General features: G+C 59.8%; 20 protein-coding genes. 12 read left to right on the top strand and 8 right to left on the bottom strand.

Annotated features, from left to right (window positions below; genetic code table 11):
* The first annotated feature begins 9 nt into the window (after positions 1–9).
* Positions 10–1,056 carry a quinone-dependent dihydroorotate dehydrogenase gene (locus tag CSE6_RS07745; RefSeq protein ID WP_059440256.1) on the top strand — a complete coding sequence of 349 codons (1,047 nt, stop codon included), beginning with the start codon at positions 10–12 and terminating at the stop codon, positions 1,054–1,056.
* 78 nt (positions 1,057–1,134) lie between these two features.
* Here CSE6_RS07745 and CSE6_RS07740 read toward each other — a convergent pair whose 3' ends face one another.
* Genes CSE6_RS07740 through CSE6_RS07730 form a run of 3 tightly spaced genes read right to left on the bottom strand, consistent with a single transcriptional unit; the run spans position 1,135 to position 2,249 of the window.
* Entirely contained in the window at positions 1,135–1,509 is a 375-nt protein-coding gene (locus CSE6_RS07740; RefSeq protein WP_034355842.1) for a hypothetical protein, read from the bottom strand.
* 1 nt (position 1,510) lies between these two features.
* Positions 1,511–1,912, bottom strand: a complete 402-nt coding sequence (locus CSE6_RS07735; protein ID WP_080746035.1) for a phage holin family protein — start codon at positions 1,910–1,912, stop codon at positions 1,511–1,513.
* A 25-nt stretch (positions 1,913–1,937) separates the two neighbouring features.
* Positions 1,938–2,249, bottom strand: coding sequence for a DUF883 domain-containing protein (locus CSE6_RS07730; RefSeq protein WP_004340823.1), 312 nt, complete (start codon positions 2,247–2,249; stop codon positions 1,938–1,940).
* Between the two features lie 594 nt (positions 2,250–2,843).
* On the opposite strand from CSE6_RS07730, the gene dsrO reads away from it, so the two are divergent.
* The 6 genes from dsrO (at position 2,844) to CSE6_RS07700 (ending at position 11,110) form a co-directional block, all read left to right on the top strand.
* A complete protein-coding gene (gene dsrO, locus CSE6_RS07725) occupies positions 2,844–3,692 on the top strand; it encodes a sulfate reduction electron transfer complex DsrMKJOP subunit DsrO (protein ID WP_059440255.1) in 849 nt (282 codons plus the stop codon).
* A 13-nt stretch (positions 3,693–3,705) separates the two neighbouring features.
* Positions 3,706–4,746: an NrfD/PsrC family molybdoenzyme membrane anchor subunit gene (gene nrfD, locus CSE6_RS07720; protein ID WP_034409983.1), complete on the top strand. Its 1,041-nt coding sequence runs from the start codon at positions 3,706–3,708 to the stop codon at positions 4,744–4,746.
* Positions 4,747–4,853: 107 nt separating this feature from the next.
* Positions 4,854–8,045, top strand: coding sequence for a tetrathionate reductase subunit A (locus CSE6_RS07715; protein WP_059440254.1), 3,192 nt, complete (start codon positions 4,854–4,856; stop codon positions 8,043–8,045).
* Positions 8,046–8,774: 729 nt separating this feature from the next.
* The gene (locus CSE6_RS07710) at positions 8,775–9,449 is read left to right on the top strand and encodes a hypothetical protein (RefSeq protein WP_034384266.1); all 675 of its coding nucleotides are present in this window, start codon (positions 8,775–8,777) and stop codon (positions 9,447–9,449) included.
* Between the two features lie 79 nt (positions 9,450–9,528).
* Positions 9,529–10,236 carry a hypothetical protein gene (locus CSE6_RS26015; protein ID WP_193751104.1) on the top strand — a complete coding sequence of 236 codons (708 nt, stop codon included), beginning with the start codon at positions 9,529–9,531 and terminating at the stop codon, positions 10,234–10,236.
* Positions 10,237–10,570: 334 nt separating this feature from the next.
* On the top strand, positions 10,571–11,110 hold the full coding sequence (locus CSE6_RS07700) for a DUF1697 domain-containing protein (RefSeq protein ID WP_045838915.1): 540 nt from the start codon (positions 10,571–10,573) through the stop codon (positions 11,108–11,110).
* Between the two features lie 87 nt (positions 11,111–11,197).
* Here CSE6_RS07700 and CSE6_RS07695 read toward each other — a convergent pair whose 3' ends face one another.
* Positions 11,198–11,836, bottom strand: coding sequence for a DUF2625 domain-containing protein (locus CSE6_RS07695; protein WP_059440252.1), 639 nt, complete (start codon positions 11,834–11,836; stop codon positions 11,198–11,200).
* 111 nt (positions 11,837–11,947) lie between these two features.
* Positions 11,948–12,370 carry a VOC family protein gene (locus tag CSE6_RS07690; protein WP_059440251.1) on the bottom strand — a complete coding sequence of 141 codons (423 nt, stop codon included), beginning with the start codon at positions 12,368–12,370 and terminating at the stop codon, positions 11,948–11,950.
* Between the two features lie 439 nt (positions 12,371–12,809).
* Here CSE6_RS07690 and CSE6_RS07685 point away from each other — a divergent pair, with 439 nt between their 5' ends.
* Together CSE6_RS07685 and CSE6_RS07680 are read left to right on the top strand one after the other, a co-directional pair.
* Positions 12,810–13,727 carry a LysR family transcriptional regulator gene (locus CSE6_RS07685; RefSeq protein ID WP_034352546.1) on the top strand — a complete coding sequence of 306 codons (918 nt, stop codon included), beginning with the start codon at positions 12,810–12,812 and terminating at the stop codon, positions 13,725–13,727.
* A 169-nt stretch (positions 13,728–13,896) separates the two neighbouring features.
* On the top strand, positions 13,897–15,528 hold the full coding sequence (locus tag CSE6_RS07680; protein ID WP_059440250.1) for an ATP-binding cassette domain-containing protein: 1,632 nt from the start codon (positions 13,897–13,899) through the stop codon (positions 15,526–15,528).
* 167 nt (positions 15,529–15,695) lie between these two features.
* Here the strand turns inward: CSE6_RS07680 and CSE6_RS07675 are convergent, their stop codons facing one another.
* Entirely contained in the window at positions 15,696–16,106 is a 411-nt protein-coding gene (locus CSE6_RS07675; RefSeq protein ID WP_034352538.1) for a hypothetical protein, read from the bottom strand.
* A gap of 181 nt (positions 16,107–16,287) precedes the next feature.
* Between CSE6_RS07675 and CSE6_RS07670 the strand changes: the two genes are divergently transcribed.
* Positions 16,288–16,488: a hypothetical protein gene (locus tag CSE6_RS07670; RefSeq protein ID WP_034384081.1), complete on the top strand. Its 201-nt coding sequence runs from the start codon at positions 16,288–16,290 to the stop codon at positions 16,486–16,488.
* A gap of 56 nt (positions 16,489–16,544) precedes the next feature.
* Here the strand turns inward: CSE6_RS07670 and CSE6_RS07665 are convergent, their stop codons facing one another.
* Both CSE6_RS07665 and CSE6_RS07660 read right to left on the bottom strand, forming a co-directional pair.
* Positions 16,545–16,826 (bottom strand): YkvA family protein, encoded by a 282-nt coding sequence (locus CSE6_RS07665; RefSeq protein ID WP_034384078.1) that lies wholly within the window; start codon positions 16,824–16,826, stop codon positions 16,545–16,547.
* Positions 16,827–16,991: 165 nt separating this feature from the next.
* Positions 16,992–17,525, bottom strand: a complete 534-nt coding sequence (locus CSE6_RS07660) for a GNAT family N-acetyltransferase (protein ID WP_034395324.1) — start codon at positions 17,523–17,525, stop codon at positions 16,992–16,994.
* A gap of 145 nt (positions 17,526–17,670) precedes the next feature.
* Between CSE6_RS07660 and CSE6_RS07655 the strand changes: the two genes are divergently transcribed.
* Complete coding sequence (locus CSE6_RS07655) at positions 17,671–18,096, top strand: molybdopterin-binding protein (protein WP_034384072.1); 426 nt, start codon at positions 17,671–17,673, stop codon at positions 18,094–18,096.
* On the top strand, positions 18,096–18,578 hold the full coding sequence (gene tsaA / locus CSE6_RS07650; RefSeq protein ID WP_034384069.1) for a tRNA (N6-threonylcarbamoyladenosine(37)-N6)-methyltransferase TrmO: 483 nt from the start codon (positions 18,096–18,098) through the stop codon (positions 18,576–18,578). The genes CSE6_RS07655 and tsaA overlap by 1 nt, the downstream gene beginning before the upstream one ends.
* Positions 18,579–18,609: the final 31 nt, after the last annotated feature.

The raw sequence follows: 18,609 nt of genomic DNA, 5'->3' as shown, positions 1-18,609 counted from the left end.
ATTATCCCCATGTCTCTTATTCCTTACTCACTGACGCGTCCTATTCTTTTCGGCATGGACCCCGAAGCGGCCCACGACCTCACCATGAATTTCATGGCAAAGGGTCAAAATACCCTGCTCCAAAAGGCCTGGGCGCGCCCTCTGATCAACGATCCCATCGAGCTGGCGGGCCTCAAGTTCCCGAACCGTGTGGGCATGGCCGCAGGCCTGGACAAGAATGCGCGCTGCATCGATGCGCTGGCCGCCATGGGTTTCGGCTTTGTGGAAGTGGGCACCGTCACGCCCCGCCCCCAGCCCGGCAATCCCAAGCCCCGCATGTTCCGCATTCCTGAAAAGAATGCACTGATCAACCGCCTGGGCTTCAACAACGAAGGCCTGGATGCATTTCTGGCCAATGTGCGTCGCTCGCAAGTGCGCGCCAATGGCGGCGCCATGCTGCTGGGCCTGAACATAGGCAAGAACGCCACAACCCCCATCGAAGAGGCCACCAGTGACTACATCAAGGCGCTGGACGGCGTGTACCCTCATGCCGACTATGTGACGGTCAACATCAGCTCACCCAACACCAAGAATCTGCGTGCGCTGCAAAGCGACGAGGCGCTGGATGCTCTGCTGGGTGCGGTTGCCAATCGCCGCGAACAGCTTTCCAGCCAGCATGGCAAGCGCACGCCGGTGTTCGTGAAGATCGCTCCCGACCTCGATGAGGAACAGGTCGGCGTGATTGCGGCGACGCTGGAGCGCCACGGCATGGATGGCGTGATTGCCACCAACACCACCATCAACCGCGATACCGTCAAGGGTCTGCAACATGCCGAAGAAGCCGGCGGACTGTCCGGCGCGCCCGTGCTCGAAGCCAGCAACCAGATCATTCGCCAGCTGCGCTCAGCCCTTGGCAGCCGCTTTCCCATCATTGGCGTGGGCGGCATCCTGAGCGGCGCCGACGCCGTGAGCAAGATCCGCGCAGGTGCTGATGTGGTGCAGATCTACAGCGGCCTGATCTATCGCGGTCCCGATCTTGTGACCGAAGCCGCCCAGGCCATCGCCCATATGCACTGAACTTGACGCGTGGCCTGGCTGCGCACAAAGAAACAGCCCGTCATGCCTGAGCCTGACGGGCTGTTTTTCCAGGACCCTTCAGCCGCGTGCGCGCTGCTGCAGCTTGAGAATCCAGGGCAGTGCTGCGCTGCCCCAGCGAATCAGCTTGCGCGGCCCGAGAACCATGAGCAAGCCCCCCGCTGCCGCCGTTGCCAGCGGATGCAGGCGCACAAAAGACAGCAGGCGCTCGGGCAGGGGAGCATCGGCGTCCACATGCGCAGGCTGCGTGCTGCGCAAGGCCTGCGCCTGCGCCTTGGCAGCGGCTCGGGCCTTGACGCGCGCGCGTTGCTTGGCAATGCGCGACAGCACCAGCTTTTGCTCGGCGGTCGCTTCATCCCAGAGCCGAGCATCCATGCCTGCGGGCTTGACGGGCTCCAACTCTGTGGATCGCAAATCGGGAGAGATGCTGTTCATGCTAAATCCTCTCCTTCAGCGCCTGCCAATCCGATTTGAGCTCGCGCCGCGTGAGCCTGAAAGGACTGGAGAGTTGATTGACAGCTGCCAGCAGTCGCCACAGCCCCAGGCCCCAGACCAGAACCCAGCCACCGACCAGCAGCCACGCCACCAGCTGACGATGCTCGCTATCCCAGAACTGCACGAGCACAGCCATGGACAGGACAATGAGCACGACCACGGTGAGTGCGCCGAGCACAATGGCCAGCACCGCCAGCGTTTGCATGCTGCGCTTGTGCTGTTGCCACTCAAGCTGCGCAAGATCAACGCGATCTTCGGCCGCGATCGCTGCCTCGTTGAGATTGGCACGCCAGCGCTCCAGCAGGGAATCAAGACCTAGTAGTGAAATCAAATTCACAGGCACTTGTCCTTTTGCAGCTCAGCAATGCTTAGCGACGGCCCAGCATGAAACCCAGCAGTGCACCCACTGCCAGCGCGGCACCGGCGACGCGCCAGGGTTCGTCGTGGGCATAACGATCCGCCACATCGGCAGCTTCGCGCGCCTGGCGAGCGGCGTCCTGAGCCGCACGCACGGCAGACTCGCGCACGTTGGCCATGCCGTCGTCGATGCGCTGACGAAGCACGCTGATTTCAGGAAGCTTGTCCAGTTCACGGGCAGACAGCAGACCGCGCAGATCGCTGACCAGTTTTTCCAGATCGTCTTGGGCGGTGGAAACGGCGTCGGAAACAGAGCGTGACATATCGATCCTTTCAATGTGACGAAATTGGAATATCGCATGCACTTGGCAGTGCACCAAGATAGCTGCGAGACAGCAAGCATCAGGGCCGGCCGCTCATAAAACCTGCAGCATGTGAACATCTTACAGAAAACGCACCGCCTACAAGAAACTCGCGGGCCTGCGGCACTGTCGGACAGCAGCGAAACTGCCTCATGTCAAGGAATATAAAGCCGTTCAAGGCTCCAAACCAATCTGTTTGCTGCAGCAGCCTTTACGTTGGCGCAGCAGAGCGACCTCAGCCTGAGCTCAGGCATGCCGTGCATGCATAGCTTGATCTCCAGCATCTGCCGCCAAGCAAAGCGGATTACATACGGCAACACACTGATTGCTTAACAGTTCATTAATAAAGTGGCTGCATGCTCGGCAACAAGTCATCTGCTTGCGGGAGTTCCATTCAAAAAAACTCTTCAGCAAGCGAAGACTTGACTCAAATCAAGTGTCACAAACGGCAACTTTCATATAGTCAATTAGACATAAAAGATATTAATTTAATACTCTTTTATGTTTAAAGCATCAGGGCTTTCTGGTGCCAGTGCGACGATGAAAGGAAGGGCCATGCCACTTCAGAAACGAGAACTCTCCGACTGCGCAACCAGCAGTTCGGCCTGCACCTGCAGCACTCCATCCATTACCCAGGCACCTCAGCAGGCAGTGACTGCGCCCACCAAGCGCGGTTTTTTGCAGGATTTGATTGCCATGGCCGCCAGCCTCGGTGTTGCGGGCAGCGCCCGCGCAGCGCTGCCCGGCGACCCCAGCTTCCAGCCCCTGCGCCGACCCGGCATGCAAGGCAAGCGCTTCGGCATGCTGGTCGATATGCGCAAATGCATTGGCTGCCAGGCCTGCACAGTGAGCTGCTCGGTCGAAAACCAGCCCCCCATCGGCCAGTTCCGCACCACGGTGCTGCAATACGAAATCGACCAGGCCGGCGACACGGCTGCCGCCATGGTCAGTCTGCCGCGGCTATGCAACCACTGCGATGAACCGCCTTGCGTGCCCGTCTGCCCGGTGCAAGCCACATTTCAACGCACCGACGGGATCGTTCTTGTCGATAACGAGCGCTGCGTGGGCTGCGGCTATTGCGTGCAGGCCTGCCCCTACGACGCGCGCTTCATCAATCACGAAACGCAGACAGCCGACAAATGCACCTTCTGCGAACACCGCCTGGAAGCCGGTCTGCTGCCCGCCTGCGTGGAAAGCTGCGTGGGTGGCGCGCGCGTGATTGGCGATCTGAACGACGCGTACAGCGAAATCAACCAGCGCATCAATGCTCACAAGGACGATATCAAGGTCCTCAAGCCGGGCATGAAGACCAAGCCGCACGTCTTCTACATCGGTCTGCCCGATGAGTTTGTGAACGGTGTCGATGGTCAGGCCACGGTTCGCCTTGTTGCCGAACATCTGTGAAAGGAGTGCCCTCATGCAAATCATTGAACTCCTGACCCCGGCCTACGAAGCGGCATGGTTGCCATGGGCCGTGCAGTACTTCTTTCTGGTCGGCATGGCCACGGGGGCCGCACTGCTGACTTCGGCCTGTGCGTTCGGGCCGGCCCAAGGCTTGCTCCAGCGCCTGCTGCCCACAGCGGTGCTGGTGCTGGCCATGAGTGCGATTGCCGCGCCGGTGGCCCTGCTGGCCGATCTGCACCAGCCTGCACGCTTCTGGCATTTCTATGCCCACCTCACGCCCTGGTCGTGGATGAGCCTGGGTGCCGTGCTCATGCCCACGTTTGTCGGGCTGTGCGTGTTGATGTGCGCGCTGTGGTGGCTGGGCAAGCAGCGGTTGATGCGCCTGCTGGTGCCTGTACTGGTGCTGTCCACGCTCAGCATCGTGGTCTACACGGGCGCCGAAATCATGGTCATCCGATCGCGCCCGCTGTGGAACACGCTGTGGGTACCGATCAATCTGACACTCAGCGGCTGGCTGGCCACCGTGGGCATGGGCTTCGTGCTCTACCGCTTTCTGCCCCGATCCTTGCAGCCCGATGCGGCAGCCCTGCAAGGGCTGCGCAATCTGGGCCTGTGGCTGGCCACCGGCCTGATTGCCAGCGCCCTGACCTGGGGAATTGCCGGCATCGCGGGCCAGAGTCCTTCATTCGACATGGCTGTGCGCCTGTTCAAAGAGTTCCCTGTCTGGCGCGTCTCCATGCTGGGCTCGGCCGTGTTTGGAGCAGCCGTGGTGATGGCCCTGCTGCGCGGCGAGCATCGTCTGGCAGCCAAGGGCTACACCCTGGTGCTGGGCACCGGCCTGGCGGCGTCGGCATGGGCCTTCCGCTGGGCACTGTTCATGGGCGTGCAGGGCGTACCCAAGTTTGGAGCCGGCCTGTATCTGTACAGCATGCCTCTGGGCGGTGAAGGCCTGATGGGCATGCTGGGCATGGCAGGCCTGTGCGTGGCACTGGTTGCGCTGACCACCTGGGCGCTGGAGCTGTTCCCGGCCCGCAAGCCCGCCAGCGCTGCCTAAAAACCAAGCCAAGTACACATCTAACGCAATACCAGCAGGCGCCAGCAGCTCTCAACACCATAGAAACGCTGCAGCGCTTGCCCTTCCCTCACACAAAGGGCAAGACAATGACTGACAAGAAACTCTCCCCTGGACAATCACAAGACGTCGAGGCCGATCGCACCGATGCCAACCGCCGCCGCATGCTGCTGCGCGGCGGCGCCGTCGCAGGCGGTCTGGCAGCTTTTGCCGCAGGCTATGGCGAAACCGTGGCCAAGGGAGCCAAAGGGCTGATCACCGGCAGCTCGGGCAAAGCCACCCAAAGTGCCACGCGCGGCAACTCGCTGACGCCCGAATTCCGTATAGACCCCGTCAGCGGCAAGCTTACGACCCAGCCCGGCCAGGTGGTCAGCCCCTCCTCGTGTCTGGGCTGCTGGACACAGTGCGGCGTGCGTGTGCGCGTCGATACTGCCGACAACCGTATCATCCGTATCGCCGGCAACCCTTATCACCCCCTGGCCACCACCCACCCCGCCCCCATGGAAACACCGGTTCGCGAGGTCTATGCCATGCTGGGCGGTGACAACGGCCTGGAAGGACGTGCCACCAGTTGCGCCCGCGGCTCGGCCATGCTCGAGCACCAAAAAGCACCGCACCGTGTTCTCAAGCCGCTCAAGCGCGTCGGTCCACGCGGCTCCGGCCAGTGGAAGAGCATCACGCTCGAAGAGCTGGTTCAGGAAATCTGCGAAGGCGGCGATCTCTTCGGCGAAGGCCATGTGGACGGCCTGCGCGCCATCCGCGACGTCAACACGCTGATCGATGAAGCCAATCCCGAATACGGCCCCAAGTCCAACCAATTGCTGGTGACGGAGGCCGCCAACGAAGGCCGTACTCCGCTGGTCAACCGCTTTGCCAAACAATCGTTCGGCACCATCAACGTGTCCAACCACGGCTCCTACTGCGGCCAGACCTACCGGGTAGGCACGGGCGCGGCACTGGGCGACATGGCCGGCATGCCCCACGGCAAGCCGGACTGGAAGAGCTCGCGATTTGGCCTGTTCATCGGCACCTCGCCGGCTCAGTCTGGCAACCCGTTCCAGCGCGTGGGCCGCGAGCTGGCCGAAGCCCGCTCGCGCGGCGAGAACACCTATCGATACGTAGTGGTCTCGCCCATGCTGCCCACTTCGTCCAGTCATGCGGCAGGTGACAACAACCGCTGGCTGCCCGTCAAACCCGGCAGCGACCTGGCACTGGCCATGGGCCTGATCCGCTGGATCATCGACAACGAGCGCTACGACAAGCAGTTTCTGACCCAGCCCGGCCCCGCAGCCATGGCTAGCGTTGGCGAAGCCAGCTGGAGCAACGCCACCCACTTGCTGGTCAACGAGCCCAAGCATCCGCGCTACGGCCAGTTCCTGCGCGGCGCAGATATTGGTCTGCCCATGCCAGATCCTATCGACGAAAAAACACCCGCCGAAGATGTATATGTGGTGCAGCTGAACGATGGCAGCCTGGCCGCCCATACCGTGGCCCAGCCTGCCGAGCTGGTTGCCGAGCGCGAATTCACACCCATCAAGGCTGCCGACGCCATCGAAGAGCCTGCGCCTATGGCCGTCTGCACCGCCTTTGTCAAGCTGCGTGCCGAAGCACGCAGGAAGACGCTGGAGGAATACGCAGCTATGTGCGGCGTGCCGGTCAAGGAGATCGAGGAGTTGGCGCGCGAATTCACCAGCCATGGCAAACAGGCCGTGGCCAACTCGCACGGCGGCACCATGAATGGCTCGGGCTTTTACACAGCCTATGCCATTGCCATGCTCAACAACCTCATCGGCAACCTCAATGTGCGCGGCGGCTGGGTCATGGATGCCGGCCCGTTCGGCCCCTTTGGCCCGGGACCGAAATACAACTTTGCGCAGTTTGAAGGCGCAGTCAAACCCCGGGGTGTGGCCCTGTCGCGCACGCGCTTCCCTTACGAAAAGACCAGCGAATTCAAGCGCAAAAAGGAGGCGGGCCAGAACCCCTATCCCGCCAAGGCGCCCTGGTACCCCGCGCCTGGCGGCCTTTCCAGCGAGATGCTGGCCGCCGGCATGCTTGGCTACCCCTACCCGGTCAAGGCCTGGATCAACCACATCAGCAACCCCATCTACGCCATGTGCGGCTTCGAGAATGCGCTGGCAGACTCGGTCAAGGACGTGAAAAAGCTACCGCTGTTTGTCTCGGTGGACCCCTTCATCAACGAGACCTCTGCTCTGGCCGACTACATCGTGCCAGACACTGTCACCTATGAGAGCTGGGGCATTGGCGCGCCCTGGGCCGACGTCGTAGCCAAGAGCAGCACAGTGCGCTGGCCCACGGTAGAAGCCGCCACGGCCAAAACGGCAGACGGCCAAGCCATCAGCTTTGAGACCTTCATCTTTGCCGTGGCCAAGCAATTGGGTCTGCCAGGTTTTGGCAAGAATGCGATGAGCACCAAGCAAGGCGAGCTGCTGGACCTGGAAAACGCCGAAGACTTCTACCTGCGCGGCATGTGCAATATCGCCTATCAGGCGGGCAAGCCTGTACCCGAAGCCAGCGATGACGACATAGAAATCACCGGCCTCGAGAAATGGATGCCATCGTTGGAACAGCGTGTCGCCCCCGAAGAAGTACGCCGCGTCGCCATGGTCATGAGCCGTGGCGGCCGCTTCGACAAGGTTGAAGACGCATGGACGGACGACCAGCTCAAGCTGCAGGCCAAGTTCCCGGCCACTTTCTGGCACGAAGGTCTGTCCAGGATGCGCCACTCCATGACCGGCGAGCGCTACAGCGGCTGCCCCACCTGGTACCCCACGCGCCTGGCCGACGGCTCGGACATGCGCCAAGTGTTTTCCGAACAAGACTGGCCGCTGACCATGACCAGCTACAAGTCAAACCTGATGAGCAGCATGTCCATCGCCGCCTCACGCCTGCGCCAGGTGCACCCACACAATCCAGTGAGCATCAACAAGGCCGACGCTGCAAAGCTGGGCATCGCCAATGGCGACCACATCGAACTCAGCACCCCCGGCGGCAAACTCCAAGGCGTGGCCTTGGTACGCGCGGGTATTGCGCCCGGTGCGATCGCCATTGAGCACGGCTACGGTCACAAGCAACTGGGTACCATGGCCCACAAGGTTGACGGCCAGCCCACCCATGCCAACCCACAGCACGGCAATGGCGTGAATCTCAATGCTCTGGGCTTTGCCGATCCGACCCGACCTGCAAAGGACAATGTCTGGATCGACTGGGTATCGGGGGCAGTGGTCAGGCAAGGGTTGCCAGTGAGAGTGAGAAAGGCTTGATAAGGGCCTAAAGCTCTGGCGGGCGATCGGGACAGAAATTCCCGTCGCTCGCATCTACGAGGGATGGCCTTGAAACGACTGCCAACAAATCGCGGCGATATCTTGAACCTGCCGAGGATCAACCGCATTGCCGCCCATTGGCTTGCAACAAGAATCGGGGCCGGATTAGGTTCGTCCCGAAATCGGACATGGCAAACCACAGGCACCATTCCTGAGTGTCCGTCTTTCAGCTTCTACGAAAACTCAAAAAAAATGGTAATGAATCCATGAAATACTATTCAATCGAATTGGACAGTACATTATTTACAATTAAAAACCACTGAATATTGGTATTAAAAGTCGAGAAGAACAAGATTGCTTTCTTCTCGGAAAATATTCGTATACAGCAATCTCAATATAGACAATTATATTGTTTTGAAAATTACACTTAAAAACAATAATGGAATCATCTGATTTCGCTTCATTGTTGATAGCAATGCAGTTCTGAATTCCAATAAATTGCACAAATAACGATAGCAGATCAACAGAATCCTATTTCGTGCCCAAACAAGGTATTTCTGTTTTCCTCCGGCTTATTGAAACTGCCATTAACCGAAAGAACGTTTTGGAACAGGCATCTGCGAAGCCAAAGCGCAACTCCGGTTGGCATTGATCATTGTGCAATGACAAATGGTCTTTCGCCTGAATTCATCCCCGTGGTCTGAGAACTCGCTATTCAAAGGAATGATCATGAAAAAGTCTTTGATTGTCATGGCGGTTGCTGCCTTGGCTGGTGTGGCATCTGCTGCAACCAACACAGGGACCAATGCGTCCTCAGGAACTTATTCCTCGGCTGCCAGCTCCGGCACGGGCAGCGCTGTGAGCTTCAATAGTGCGACGGCCAGCGCTCAAGCAAGCGGCTTTGGAACCAGCACCGGCACCACCGGCTCCTGGGGGCCTGTGGCCTCGGGCCAATCGAGTGTCGGAGGAAGCGCCTCCACCACAGGAACCGTCACCAGTCTTGCCGCGACCAGCGGGGGCGGCGTTGCCGGCGGCTACGGAACCACCAATGCCAACGCACATTCGGACGTAGGTAGCAATTACCTCGGCCAAGCTCCCGGCAAGCTGGTCAGCGGTGGCGCCGGAGGCTATGCAAACTCGAGCACCAACAATGTGGCTGGAACCGCGTCCATCGGCAATGGCATTGCGGTGGTGAACAGCACTGCCCATACCAACTCCTACTTTGGAGCGAACTCGCAGGCGATCTCGGGGCCGGGAGGAACCTCGACCAGCAATAACTCTGGCGCCTCCTCCGTTGGCAACGCGACAACTACCGGCTTCAGCCTGGGTACAGCCTTCGGAGGCTCCAATGGTGGCGGAACTTCGGGCAATGCTTATGGATGGGCGAACTCGGCCGCCAACTAGATAAGCTCCGCGAACTCAGTTGTATTGCCCCCGGGTTGCGGCCTCCCAAGTCAAGACTCGGGGACAAAGGAGAAACAGCATGAAAGCCTCAATAGCCTTGCTAAGCCTTTGTGTCCCTCTGTGCAGTTTTGCGCAGAATGCCGATAGCAGTGCACAAAGCCTCTCCAGCTCTTCCGCAGTGGGAGCACAACAGAATCAGTCCATCACCATCGTCAATCCGGTTGCTGCGGCGGACAGTCGATCGGTATCCAGCATCGAAAGCAGGTCGACTTCAAGCTCGGATCAAAACATAACGACCAGCGGAACCACTACCCAGAATCTGAACAGCACGGTATCCGGGACATCCAGGAACATCGTCGAGTACAGCGGTACTTACACCGTGAAGAACGTTCCCAGCGTGAACGGCCCCAATCTCACGACCAGCAATGACACCTGCATGGGCAGCAGCAGCGGCAGTGCCAACGGCCCTGGCTTTGGCGTGAGCTTCGGCACAACCTGGACGGACGAGCATTGCAAACGCCTGAAAATGAGCCGTGAGCTCTGGAACAAGGGCATGAAGGCAGCCTCGCTGGCAATGGACTGCATGGATCCCGCCGCTCGCGTGGCACTGGAGATCACGGGTTCGAAATGCCCGCAATCCATGACTGCAGATGAGCGCCGCAACCTCTATGGGCCGGATGCTTCGGCACAAGGCAGTCCTGCACCGTCTACCGCGCAGGCCGTTTCTGGCACCAGTCTCGAGCAGGCAATCGAGTCCAGGCAAACGGCAAGCCTCTATCCGAACTGACAAGCGCTCAGGCCAATCCCGGCGGGGGACACAAGGGCAGCCTGAGCCTGGGCGAATTCTGTGAAATGCAGCAGCAATCCGTGCAATGACTAGGGCTTTGCCCCAAGCCAAGCATGGTTGGTGCTGCTGTGGAATTTCTGTCTCGTGGAAGGGCAAATCCACCTCTGCCTGATCCATTGTGGACTGCAAGTCCTCCTAAATCCTCTCTATCCAGGCAACCCCAATCTCGCGGGCTGTTGCGAGACGCTAGCATCCTCTTTTGCGCCTTGGTGCTCCGTCACATCGTGTGTGATTTCTCCGCCTGCCCCTTCGAGATCCGCTCCATTTATCAGTCATGCCCATCTATGTAGCTCTGCTGCGGGCCGTCAATGTCGGCGGAACCGGCAAACTCCCCATGGCGGAGTTGAAGTCCATGTGCGAGGCCGAAGGGTTTGCGCAGGTACAGACCTATATTGCCAGCGGCAATGTGGTGCTGGATGCAGATTGCACCGAGCAGCAGCTCAAGTCGACATTGGAGCGACGCCTGGCCAGTTATGCGGGTAAGCCCGTGGATGTCATCGTGCGCACGGCCCGGGAGATGATGGAGGTGCTGGCCAACAACCCCTTTCCCGAATCCCCGGGCAACCGCACTGTTGCCATCTTTCTCGATGAAGCACCACCAACAGACGCGCTGACCCAGATCAAAGGCCGCAAGGACGAACAACTTCAGTTGGGACGGCGAGAGATCTATGTGGCTTATGGTGCAGGAATGGGCAGTTCCAAGCTCAGGATTGCAGCAGCTGCCCAAGGTACGGCCAGAAATATCAACACGATTGCCCAATTGGTTGAAATGGCGACAGCACGCCAAGAGGTTGCGACACGGAAAAAGCGCTGATAGCCGCTTGAGCCGGTCGCACGCAGGCGGAGAAAGCGGTACATCCACTGACGTCTCCTCCATTGTCTTGGCTCAGGCCGGCTCTCTCTAACCACTCTTGCTCATGAATGCATAGTGTTCTGCTGCCGGTACCGGCTTGCGCGCACTCGAATGTACGGAGCCCTGCTCCGTGAAGAGAAAGGGATAGAAGCTCATGCAAGCATCATTCCCCATGCCGGCCACCTCGGCTTCCCAGCCTTCCCAACGTAAATCACGGTAGAAGTCGCGCAGCCCACCTGTGAAAGCCCATTGCACAAAAGCCGTATGCCCCATCTCCAGCGATTCCCAGGCCCAGGTGTCCGGAGCCAGGTAATGGACAGCCCCCAGATCTTCGCCCAAGGCCCCGCCATTGATGGCAAAGAATCCACCCACCGCATCGTCGGCAATCAGCAAAAATCCGCTGCTACGCGCGCGATTCCACGCCGCGAGATCGCGTGTGAGCCTGGGATGCCCCGAGCCCAGCATTCTGAGCCAGCCCCCGTCGATGAGAATTCCACCGGTTCCATGAGCCATGGCCCCCAGCGGCGAGCGTGTCGTGACCTGCAAAGCAAGCAACACCGAGTCTCTCTGAGCCGACGGAGGAAGACATTCGACAGGAATGCTCGTGTCCTGCGCCCAAGCTTGTATCAGCGACAAGGCCGGCTCGTCGCGCTCCAAAAGTTCTAAAAGTTCTGCCAGTGCACGCATCGATCCCCCTTGATGCAAAAGTCAACAACATCGGAATTCTGACATTTGATCTTGGTATCCAGAAGCCTCGTGAAAGGCTTCAAATCGGTGCATGGCTCGACATTGACTGACTCATTCACCAGGCATCGGCTTCGGCTGCTGGCTGACGCTTGGCAGTGTCTGGAGCGCTTGCTCCGAATGAGGGTGTGACTGATTCAGCCCTATGGTGCAGCCAAAGGGGTCAAGCAGCATTGCCGCAGTTGCACCAAGGCTTGTGACAATAGGACCTCGGTACAAAACTGCCCCTCTTTGTTCAAGTCTCCGTATCGCATCCTGCAGATCAGCTACCTCCCAATAGACTGTCGCCCCGCCGGCTCCCCCCGGACACTTACTGTCCTGCGGATGGAAACCAATCAGGCAACCCGGTGTCCGGATAAAAGCGTAGTGATGATTCTCATATTGCACCTCGGTCTGAAACAATTCGGCATACCAGATAGCAGTGGCATCAATATCTTGGACAAACAGCACGACGGATTCAATTTGCTTCAGCAACATAGGCTCTCAAGGACTCTGCAAAACAGCGGTCCACAAATATAGCGCTGGCCTGGTGCTGAAAAGCAGCCGATATGCAGAAGCTGAGATCGCCTGAGAAGCATGCCACACAGCAGCCAGGAGTAATCGATCCCCGAGAATGCCAGCCTCCTCCTCACCCTCCATTGGGTGGCACTCTGAAGCCCGCCCCTACTCGCGCCTCGGCGCGCTCCAGCCAATTCCGGACTTGTGCCAGCCAGCGCCATGCGCGGGCCTCCCCGGGCCCTGCCGCTTCAAGCCTGTGTGTGGGCGCAGCTGCAGCCCCGCCATCCAATGCGTCATATCCCGCGCCGCGGTCTTCAATTCGATGATTTTTCATGGTCGACCAATAGTCTTTGGCGGCCAAACATCTGTAAAGTTGAATGATCTGACCATTCAGTTCAGAAAATCTGACTTAAAGTCCATGCGGAACCTGAACCTCGATCAGCTGCAGACGCTGATTGCCATCGCCGATCTCGGCACCTTTGCCGCAGCAGCCCAGGCGCTGCATCTGGCACCACCCACGGTCAGCCTGCATATCAAGGAGTTGGAGGCACGCATGAACGCCACGCTGTTGCTGCGCGGCAGGCGCCAGGCGGAGCTGACATCGGCCGGCCAGGTGCTGGTGCAGAAAGGACGCAAGCTGCTCGAGGCCGGCGACGACCTGATCGATCAGGTGCAGCGTCACGCCAGCGGCCGCGCTGGGCTGGTCAAGGTAGGCGTATCGGCCGGGGTCAATATTCGGCTGTTTCCGCTGATGCTCGACGCCCTCAGCCGTCACAGCCCGGGCATTGACATCAAGCTGGAGGCTGTGGGCTCAGCCGACTCCATGCAGCGCCTCAAGGCCGGAACTCTCGATATCGGCCTGGTCGCCAGCCCGCAGGCGGAGAGCGCCGAGATCATGCTCACGCCCTGGCGTAACGATCCCATGGTGGCACTATTGCCTGCCGCCTGGGAGGTCCCCGAACGGGTCAGCCCCGAATGGCTGGCAAGTCGCCCCTGGGCCTGCTTTGCGTCCGCCACGCAGATGCATGGACTGATTGCCGGCTGGTTCGGTCAGGCAGGACTGAGTCCTCGCCCGTTCATTGCGCTGACCTATACCGAGGCGCTCAAAAGCCTGGCGGCAGCCGGTCAGGCTGCAGCCCTGCTGCCGCTGGAGGCCATGGAAGAGCAGCAACAACAGAGCAGCGTGCAGATACGGCACCTGTCACCCACCTTGATGCGACCCATGGCCATCGCCCATCGCCAATTGCCAACGCTGAACCCTGCGGTCGCCAGCGTGCTGGCGGTGCTGGCGAAGTTCGGCAATCAGGCAGCGGCATCCACGCCACGCCTTGCTTGACCTCAGCGCCGCACTGCCTAAAATCGACCACTTCAACCTTCCAACGAGGCTCTTCACCCATGCGCCATTGATGCCGCCGTCTGATTGACGGCCACCTCCCCTCCTCCCAATCGCTGCCGTCCACATGTGCAGCCTGGGGATGTTAGGCATCAACCCATCGCATGGTTCTATGACAGAAGCTCGCCTGACGCTGCATGGCGTCTCCTACACACTGCCCAATGGGCGGCCGCTCTTTTCCAATCTTTGCTGCAGCTTCGGCTCACAGCGCACGGCGCTGGTGGGCCGCAATGGCGTGGGCAAAACCGTACTGGCCCGCATTCTGGCTGGCGAGCTGCCTCCCGGCTGCGGCGGCGTAACGTGTGCGGGTCGCATTCACTATCTGCCGCAAAACCCTCTGGCATCCCGTCCAGATCTGAGCATCGCTGCACTGGCAGGCCTGAGCGACACGCTGCTGGCACTGGAGCGTATTGAGCAAGGCAGCTGCGAAGCCAGCGACTACGAACTGCTAGCCGAGCGCTGGGACATACGTCAGCAGTTTCAGATGCAGCTCGAACGGATCGGCCTGCCTCCGCTGGCACCGCAAACACCTGCCAGCCAGCTCAGTGGCGGCCAGGCCATGCGCGTGGCGCTGCTGGGTGCACAACTGTCCCAGGCCGACTTTCTGATTCTGGACGAGCCCAGCAATCATCTGGACGCTGCCAGCCGCTCTGCCCTGGCGCAGCAACTGCAGCAATGGAGCAGCGGCCTGCTGCTGATCAGCCATGACAGAGTCTTGCTGGAGGTCATGGACTCCGTTGCGGAACTGACCCCCAGCGCAATCAACATCTATGGAGGAAACTACTCTTTCTATAGAGAAGTCCAGCGCCAGAAAAGCCAGAATGCACAAGACGAGCTGGCCCGCCTCAAGCTGGAACGCAGCCGCGCCGAGCAAGCCTTGCGCACGCAGCAGGAACGCCAGAGTCGCAGGCAGGCACGTGGTGAAAAGCAGGGAAAGAACGGCAACCAGGCCAAGATTCTGCTGGACGCAAGCAAGGAACGCGCCCAGAGTTCGGGCGGCAAGCTGACCACCCAGCAGGCCTCAACGCGCGAAGCCCTGAACCAAAGCGTGCGCGAGGCCGCCGAGGCACTGCAGCGCCAGGTGGACTGGCAGGCCGACGGCATCCACTGGCATGCGCCTCAAGAGCCGAGGAGCCAGGGAGACCGCATCGTTGCCGAGCTGCGTGATGTGCAACTGCCCCATTTTGAGCCGCACCCTCCTCTGAACCTGGTGCTGCGTGCCGGTCAGCGCATGGCCGTTAGCGGCCCCAATGGCTGCGGCAAGTCCATGCTGTTGCAACTGCTGGCTGGGCAGTTGCAACCGCTGACGGGCGAGTGCTGCCTGAAAACGCCGTTTGCAATGCTGGACCAGCACCAGAGTCTGTTGCAAGCCGAATCACCCGTGCTGAGCCAGTTACTGGCCGCCAGTCCGCGCACGCCCGAGTCGCTGCAACGTATGCGACTGGCACAAGTCGGGCTGGATGCGCGCCATATCGATCAGCCTAGCGGGCAACTCAGCGGTGGTGAACGCCTCAAGGCCGCCATGGCCTGCGCGCTTTACCGTGACGAGCCGGCGCAATTGCTGCTGCTGGACGAACCCGACAACCACCTGGATCTGCCATCCCTGCAGGCGCTGGAGAGCATGTTGTGCCAATACGCGGGCACGCTAATTATCGTTTCGCACGACACCATGCTGCTCCGCGCGCTGAAGTTGACGCACCAGCTGAGCTTTGCCGCTGAAACATGGACATTGACAACGCTCTGATCGCTGCAACCGGCCCTGTCACGGTCACTACCGGCTGGCAAGGCCAGCCCTCGGTTGAATCTCGGTTGTGCAACGCCGTGCATTCTGCCCCCGGTTCGGCAATGCTCAAGGCACCTCCAAGCTCCCGGACCATTCATCTACTTGCCCCTGATTTCGACCTCAGGGGTTCAGGAGGTCTTTTTCCAGCTTCTTCCGTCCGTGGAGCGATAGTCACCACCCGTGGCACAGCAACCGCCCGCACCAAAGGCCATGCGTCCCAGTGTGACCCGAAGCACGCCTTCCTCATAGCGGATGGATTGACGCTGGCAGGAGGTGAAGAACGGGTATGGCTCGGGCGCCAGTACTTTTTCCCAGCGGACTTCGCCTTTTTCCAGAGGCTCCACAAGAAAGACCTCGCAATCGTGGACCAACAGGAACACCGGCTGGCCTGCCAGCACGCCCTTGAAGACCTGCTCCGGCGCTGCATCGCGCGTGGCTTGCGCCTGTTTGCTCAGAGGTGCTTGGGCTTCGCCAGAGTTGCAGCCCGCCAGACCTGTCAGCGCCAGCAGCAAAAAGGAGAACAAGGGCTTTGCGATCATGAGAGTTCAGTATGCCAGTTGCTTGCCATCGCCACGACTGAAATCGTGTTGGAGAATCAAAGCAGTCATCCTGCATATTCCGTGTGATCCCCAATGTCTTCGTGCCCTACGACACCGACAAGCGCGAGCAGCCCAATATCTCGCCCTCCTGGAGCACGGTGTCAGAGCACCAGCGCAAATTGTGTATTTTCGAATCGGCCCCACGCTCCATGCCCTCTGGGGGAATCTCAAGGCATTGGACTTCAACCCGCAAACCGACAAGGTCAGGAAGCTTGAGCTGGGCGCAGACCAGAGCCATGCCTCTTCGGGCAATGCCACTGCAGAACTCGAGCCCTTGGCACCGTTTCAATTTCTGGGCATCCAAGGTCTGGCGGGCTTGTAAAAAGCGACCAGCGCTGATGCATCAGCGCCGGTCGCTATGGTTGTAGTGATTGCAACTTAGCCGGCCTTGGTGCCCACGCGTTCGCGCAGTGACGCCAGAAGCTCGGCCGGCAAAAACCTGAAAGCCAGTTGCAGCAGCAAAAAGCCAATCAGGCCATCGTCCAGCCATCCCAGAATGGGAATGCTGTCGGGTACGAAATCTATGGGGCTGACGATATAGAGCGCCGCCAGCACGGTGACCAGCTTGGCCGCCTTGGGCGAACGCGGGTCCCGCAGCACGGCCCAGGCAAGCAGCAGCTCTTTGCGAAAGCGTGACAGCGCACGACCCAGTTTCCACATAGTAGTCACTCCGGCAAAAGTGAAAAAACCGAATCTTCAGCTGCGGTCGAACTGGACGATGGCAAGAGCGAGGCATTGCCAGTCTGCCACAGAATGTATCCAACAGCTGAAACCCCAAAGCATCAATCCTTTTATCGAAAAGATTGATGCTGATTTGACAGCAAATCAACCGTCGATCGGGTTTTCCGGCGTCTGCAGCGTGAGCTGGTAGAAGGCCAGATCCAGCCAGCGGCCGAACTTGAAGCCCACCTGGGGCATCAGGCCCACGGACTCGAAACCCAACCGCTTGTGCAGTGCAATGCTGCCCGCGTTGGCGGCGTCGATGGCACCGACGAGCACATGCACATCTCCACGCTGCCTGGCCTCGGCAATCAGCAGTTCCATCAATTGCTGCCCCAAACCTCGGCCCCGGTGCTGTGGATGGACATAGACCGAATGCTCAACCGTGTACTTATAGGCGGGGTAGGCGCGAAAACCTCCCCAGCTGCAAAAGCCCAGCAACCGGCCTTGCGCATCCTCAATGCCGATGACGGGGAAGCCGCCTGCACGCTTGACATCGAACCAGCTGACCATGTTTTGTGTCGTGCGCGGCTGGTAGTCGTAGAGCGCCGTGGAATTGACGATGGCATCGTTGAAAATGTCCAGAATCGCAGCGGCGTGGCGTTCGTGCGTGCATTGCACGATGTTCAGATCACTCATTTCTTGGCCTCAGGCACCCAAATCAGAGTCGGTATTATGGGCAAGGTCCAAGCAGTCGTGGCCTGCGCAGCGTTTAACTGCACAGGCGCGGGTGCTATAAGAATAGATTCAGCTTCCTTCCCGCCGGTATTTTCAGGAAACCCTCATGCAAAGCAGTGCACGCAACCAGTTCAAGGGAAGTGTCTCCCATATCAGCCACGGCATCGTCACCGATGAGGTCCAGATCCGTACCGAGCACAATGCGGAGCTGGTGGCGACCATCACGCATGGCAGTGCCGTCAGCCTGGGCCTGAAGGCCGGCAGTACGGTGATCGCCATGGTCAAGGCGCCGTCCGTGATGGTGGTGACAAATTGCGAAGGCGTGCGCTTCTCGGCGCGCAACCAGCTCAACGGCAAGATCACCCGAATCAAGCCCGGAGCGGTGAATGCCGAAGTGACCATAGATGCTCAGGGCCTGCAGGTGGTGGCCATGGTCACCCAGGAAAGCACCGAAAACCTGGGCCTTGCCGTGGGCAGGACGGCTACGGCCTTGTTCAAGGCTTCTCAGGTCGTGCTGGCGGTGCTGCCCTGATGAACGAATCCATTGTTCTGCAGCCCATAGGCCGTGTACACAGCCCGTTCAAGCATGCCGTGGGCATGCCCATACAGACCGTGGCTGCCCAGCAGCATGAGGGAAAGATCGAGGTTTTTGCACCTTTTGCCGCAGGCTTGCGCGATGTGCAGGAGTTTCAATACCTGATCCTGCTCACGCACCTGCATGAGGCCACGGAAAAGCTGGAAGTCGTGCCCTTTATGGACACCAGCAGCCATGGCGTTTTTGCCACAAGGGCACCGGCAAGACCCAACCGCATCGGTCTGTCCATTGTCGAGCTGCTTGGCATGGACGGATGCTGGCTGCATTTCCGCGGTAACGACATGCTGAATGGCACGCCCGTGCTCGACATCAAACCCTATGTACCGCAGCTGGATGTGCGCGAGACAGAACGCATAGGCTGGTTTGCCAGAGGGCTGGATCAGTTGCCGGGCAGACTCTCCGACGAGCGCATGCGTTAGAAGCTATTTGTTTTCCGAGCTGGAACAGTTG

It is taken from the genome of Comamonas sp. E6 (assembly GCF_001010305.1).
GTDB lineage: Bacteria > Pseudomonadota > Gammaproteobacteria > Burkholderiales > Burkholderiaceae_C > Comamonas > Comamonas thiooxydans.
This window is presented reverse-complemented; position numbering and strand designations above follow the sequence as displayed.

Bases quoted from the DNA above. Each gene is read 5' to 3' on its own strand.
- CSE6_RS26015 (WP_193751104.1), top strand. From the start codon at position 9,529: ATGAAAGCCTCAATAGCCTTGCTAAGCCTTTGTGTCCCTCTGTGCAGT.
- CSE6_RS07700 (WP_045838915.1), top strand. From the start codon at position 10,571: ATGCCCATCTATGTAGCTCTGCTGCGGGCCGTCAATGTCGGCGGAACC.
- CSE6_RS07680 (WP_059440250.1), top strand. From the start codon at position 13,897: ATGACAGAAGCTCGCCTGACGCTGCATGGCGTCTCCTACACACTGCCC.
- dsrO (WP_059440255.1), top strand. From the start codon at position 2,844: ATGCCACTTCAGAAACGAGAACTCTCCGACTGCGCAACCAGCAGTTCG.
- CSE6_RS07655 (WP_034384072.1), top strand. From the start codon at position 17,671: ATGCAAAGCAGTGCACGCAACCAGTTCAAGGGAAGTGTCTCCCATATC.
- CSE6_RS07690 (WP_059440251.1), bottom strand. From the start codon at position 12,370: ATGTTGCTGAAGCAAATTGAATCCGTCGTGCTGTTTGTCCAAGATATT.
- CSE6_RS07740 (WP_034355842.1), bottom strand. From the start codon at position 1,509: ATGAACAGCATCTCTCCCGATTTGCGATCCACAGAGTTGGAGCCCGTC.
- CSE6_RS07660 (WP_034395324.1), bottom strand. From the start codon at position 17,525: ATGAGTGATCTGAACATCGTGCAATGCACGCACGAACGCCACGCCGCT.
- CSE6_RS07715 (WP_059440254.1), top strand. From the start codon at position 4,854: ATGACTGACAAGAAACTCTCCCCTGGACAATCACAAGACGTCGAGGCC.
- CSE6_RS07675 (WP_034352538.1), bottom strand. From the start codon at position 16,106: ATGATCGCAAAGCCCTTGTTCTCCTTTTTGCTGCTGGCGCTGACAGGT.
- CSE6_RS07745 (WP_059440256.1), top strand. From the start codon at position 10: ATGTCTCTTATTCCTTACTCACTGACGCGTCCTATTCTTTTCGGCATG.
- CSE6_RS07710 (WP_034384266.1), top strand. From the start codon at position 8,775: ATGAAAAAGTCTTTGATTGTCATGGCGGTTGCTGCCTTGGCTGGTGTG.
- CSE6_RS07695 (WP_059440252.1), bottom strand. From the start codon at position 11,836: ATGCGTGCACTGGCAGAACTTTTAGAACTTTTGGAGCGCGACGAGCCG.
- nrfD (WP_034409983.1), top strand. From the start codon at position 3,706: ATGCAAATCATTGAACTCCTGACCCCGGCCTACGAAGCGGCATGGTTG.
- CSE6_RS07665 (WP_034384078.1), bottom strand. From the start codon at position 16,826: ATGTGGAAACTGGGTCGTGCGCTGTCACGCTTTCGCAAAGAGCTGCTG.
- CSE6_RS07685 (WP_034352546.1), top strand. From the start codon at position 12,810: ATGCGGAACCTGAACCTCGATCAGCTGCAGACGCTGATTGCCATCGCC.
- tsaA (WP_034384069.1), top strand. From the start codon at position 18,096: ATGAACGAATCCATTGTTCTGCAGCCCATAGGCCGTGTACACAGCCCG.
- CSE6_RS07730 (WP_004340823.1), bottom strand. From the start codon at position 2,249: ATGTCACGCTCTGTTTCCGACGCCGTTTCCACCGCCCAAGACGATCTG.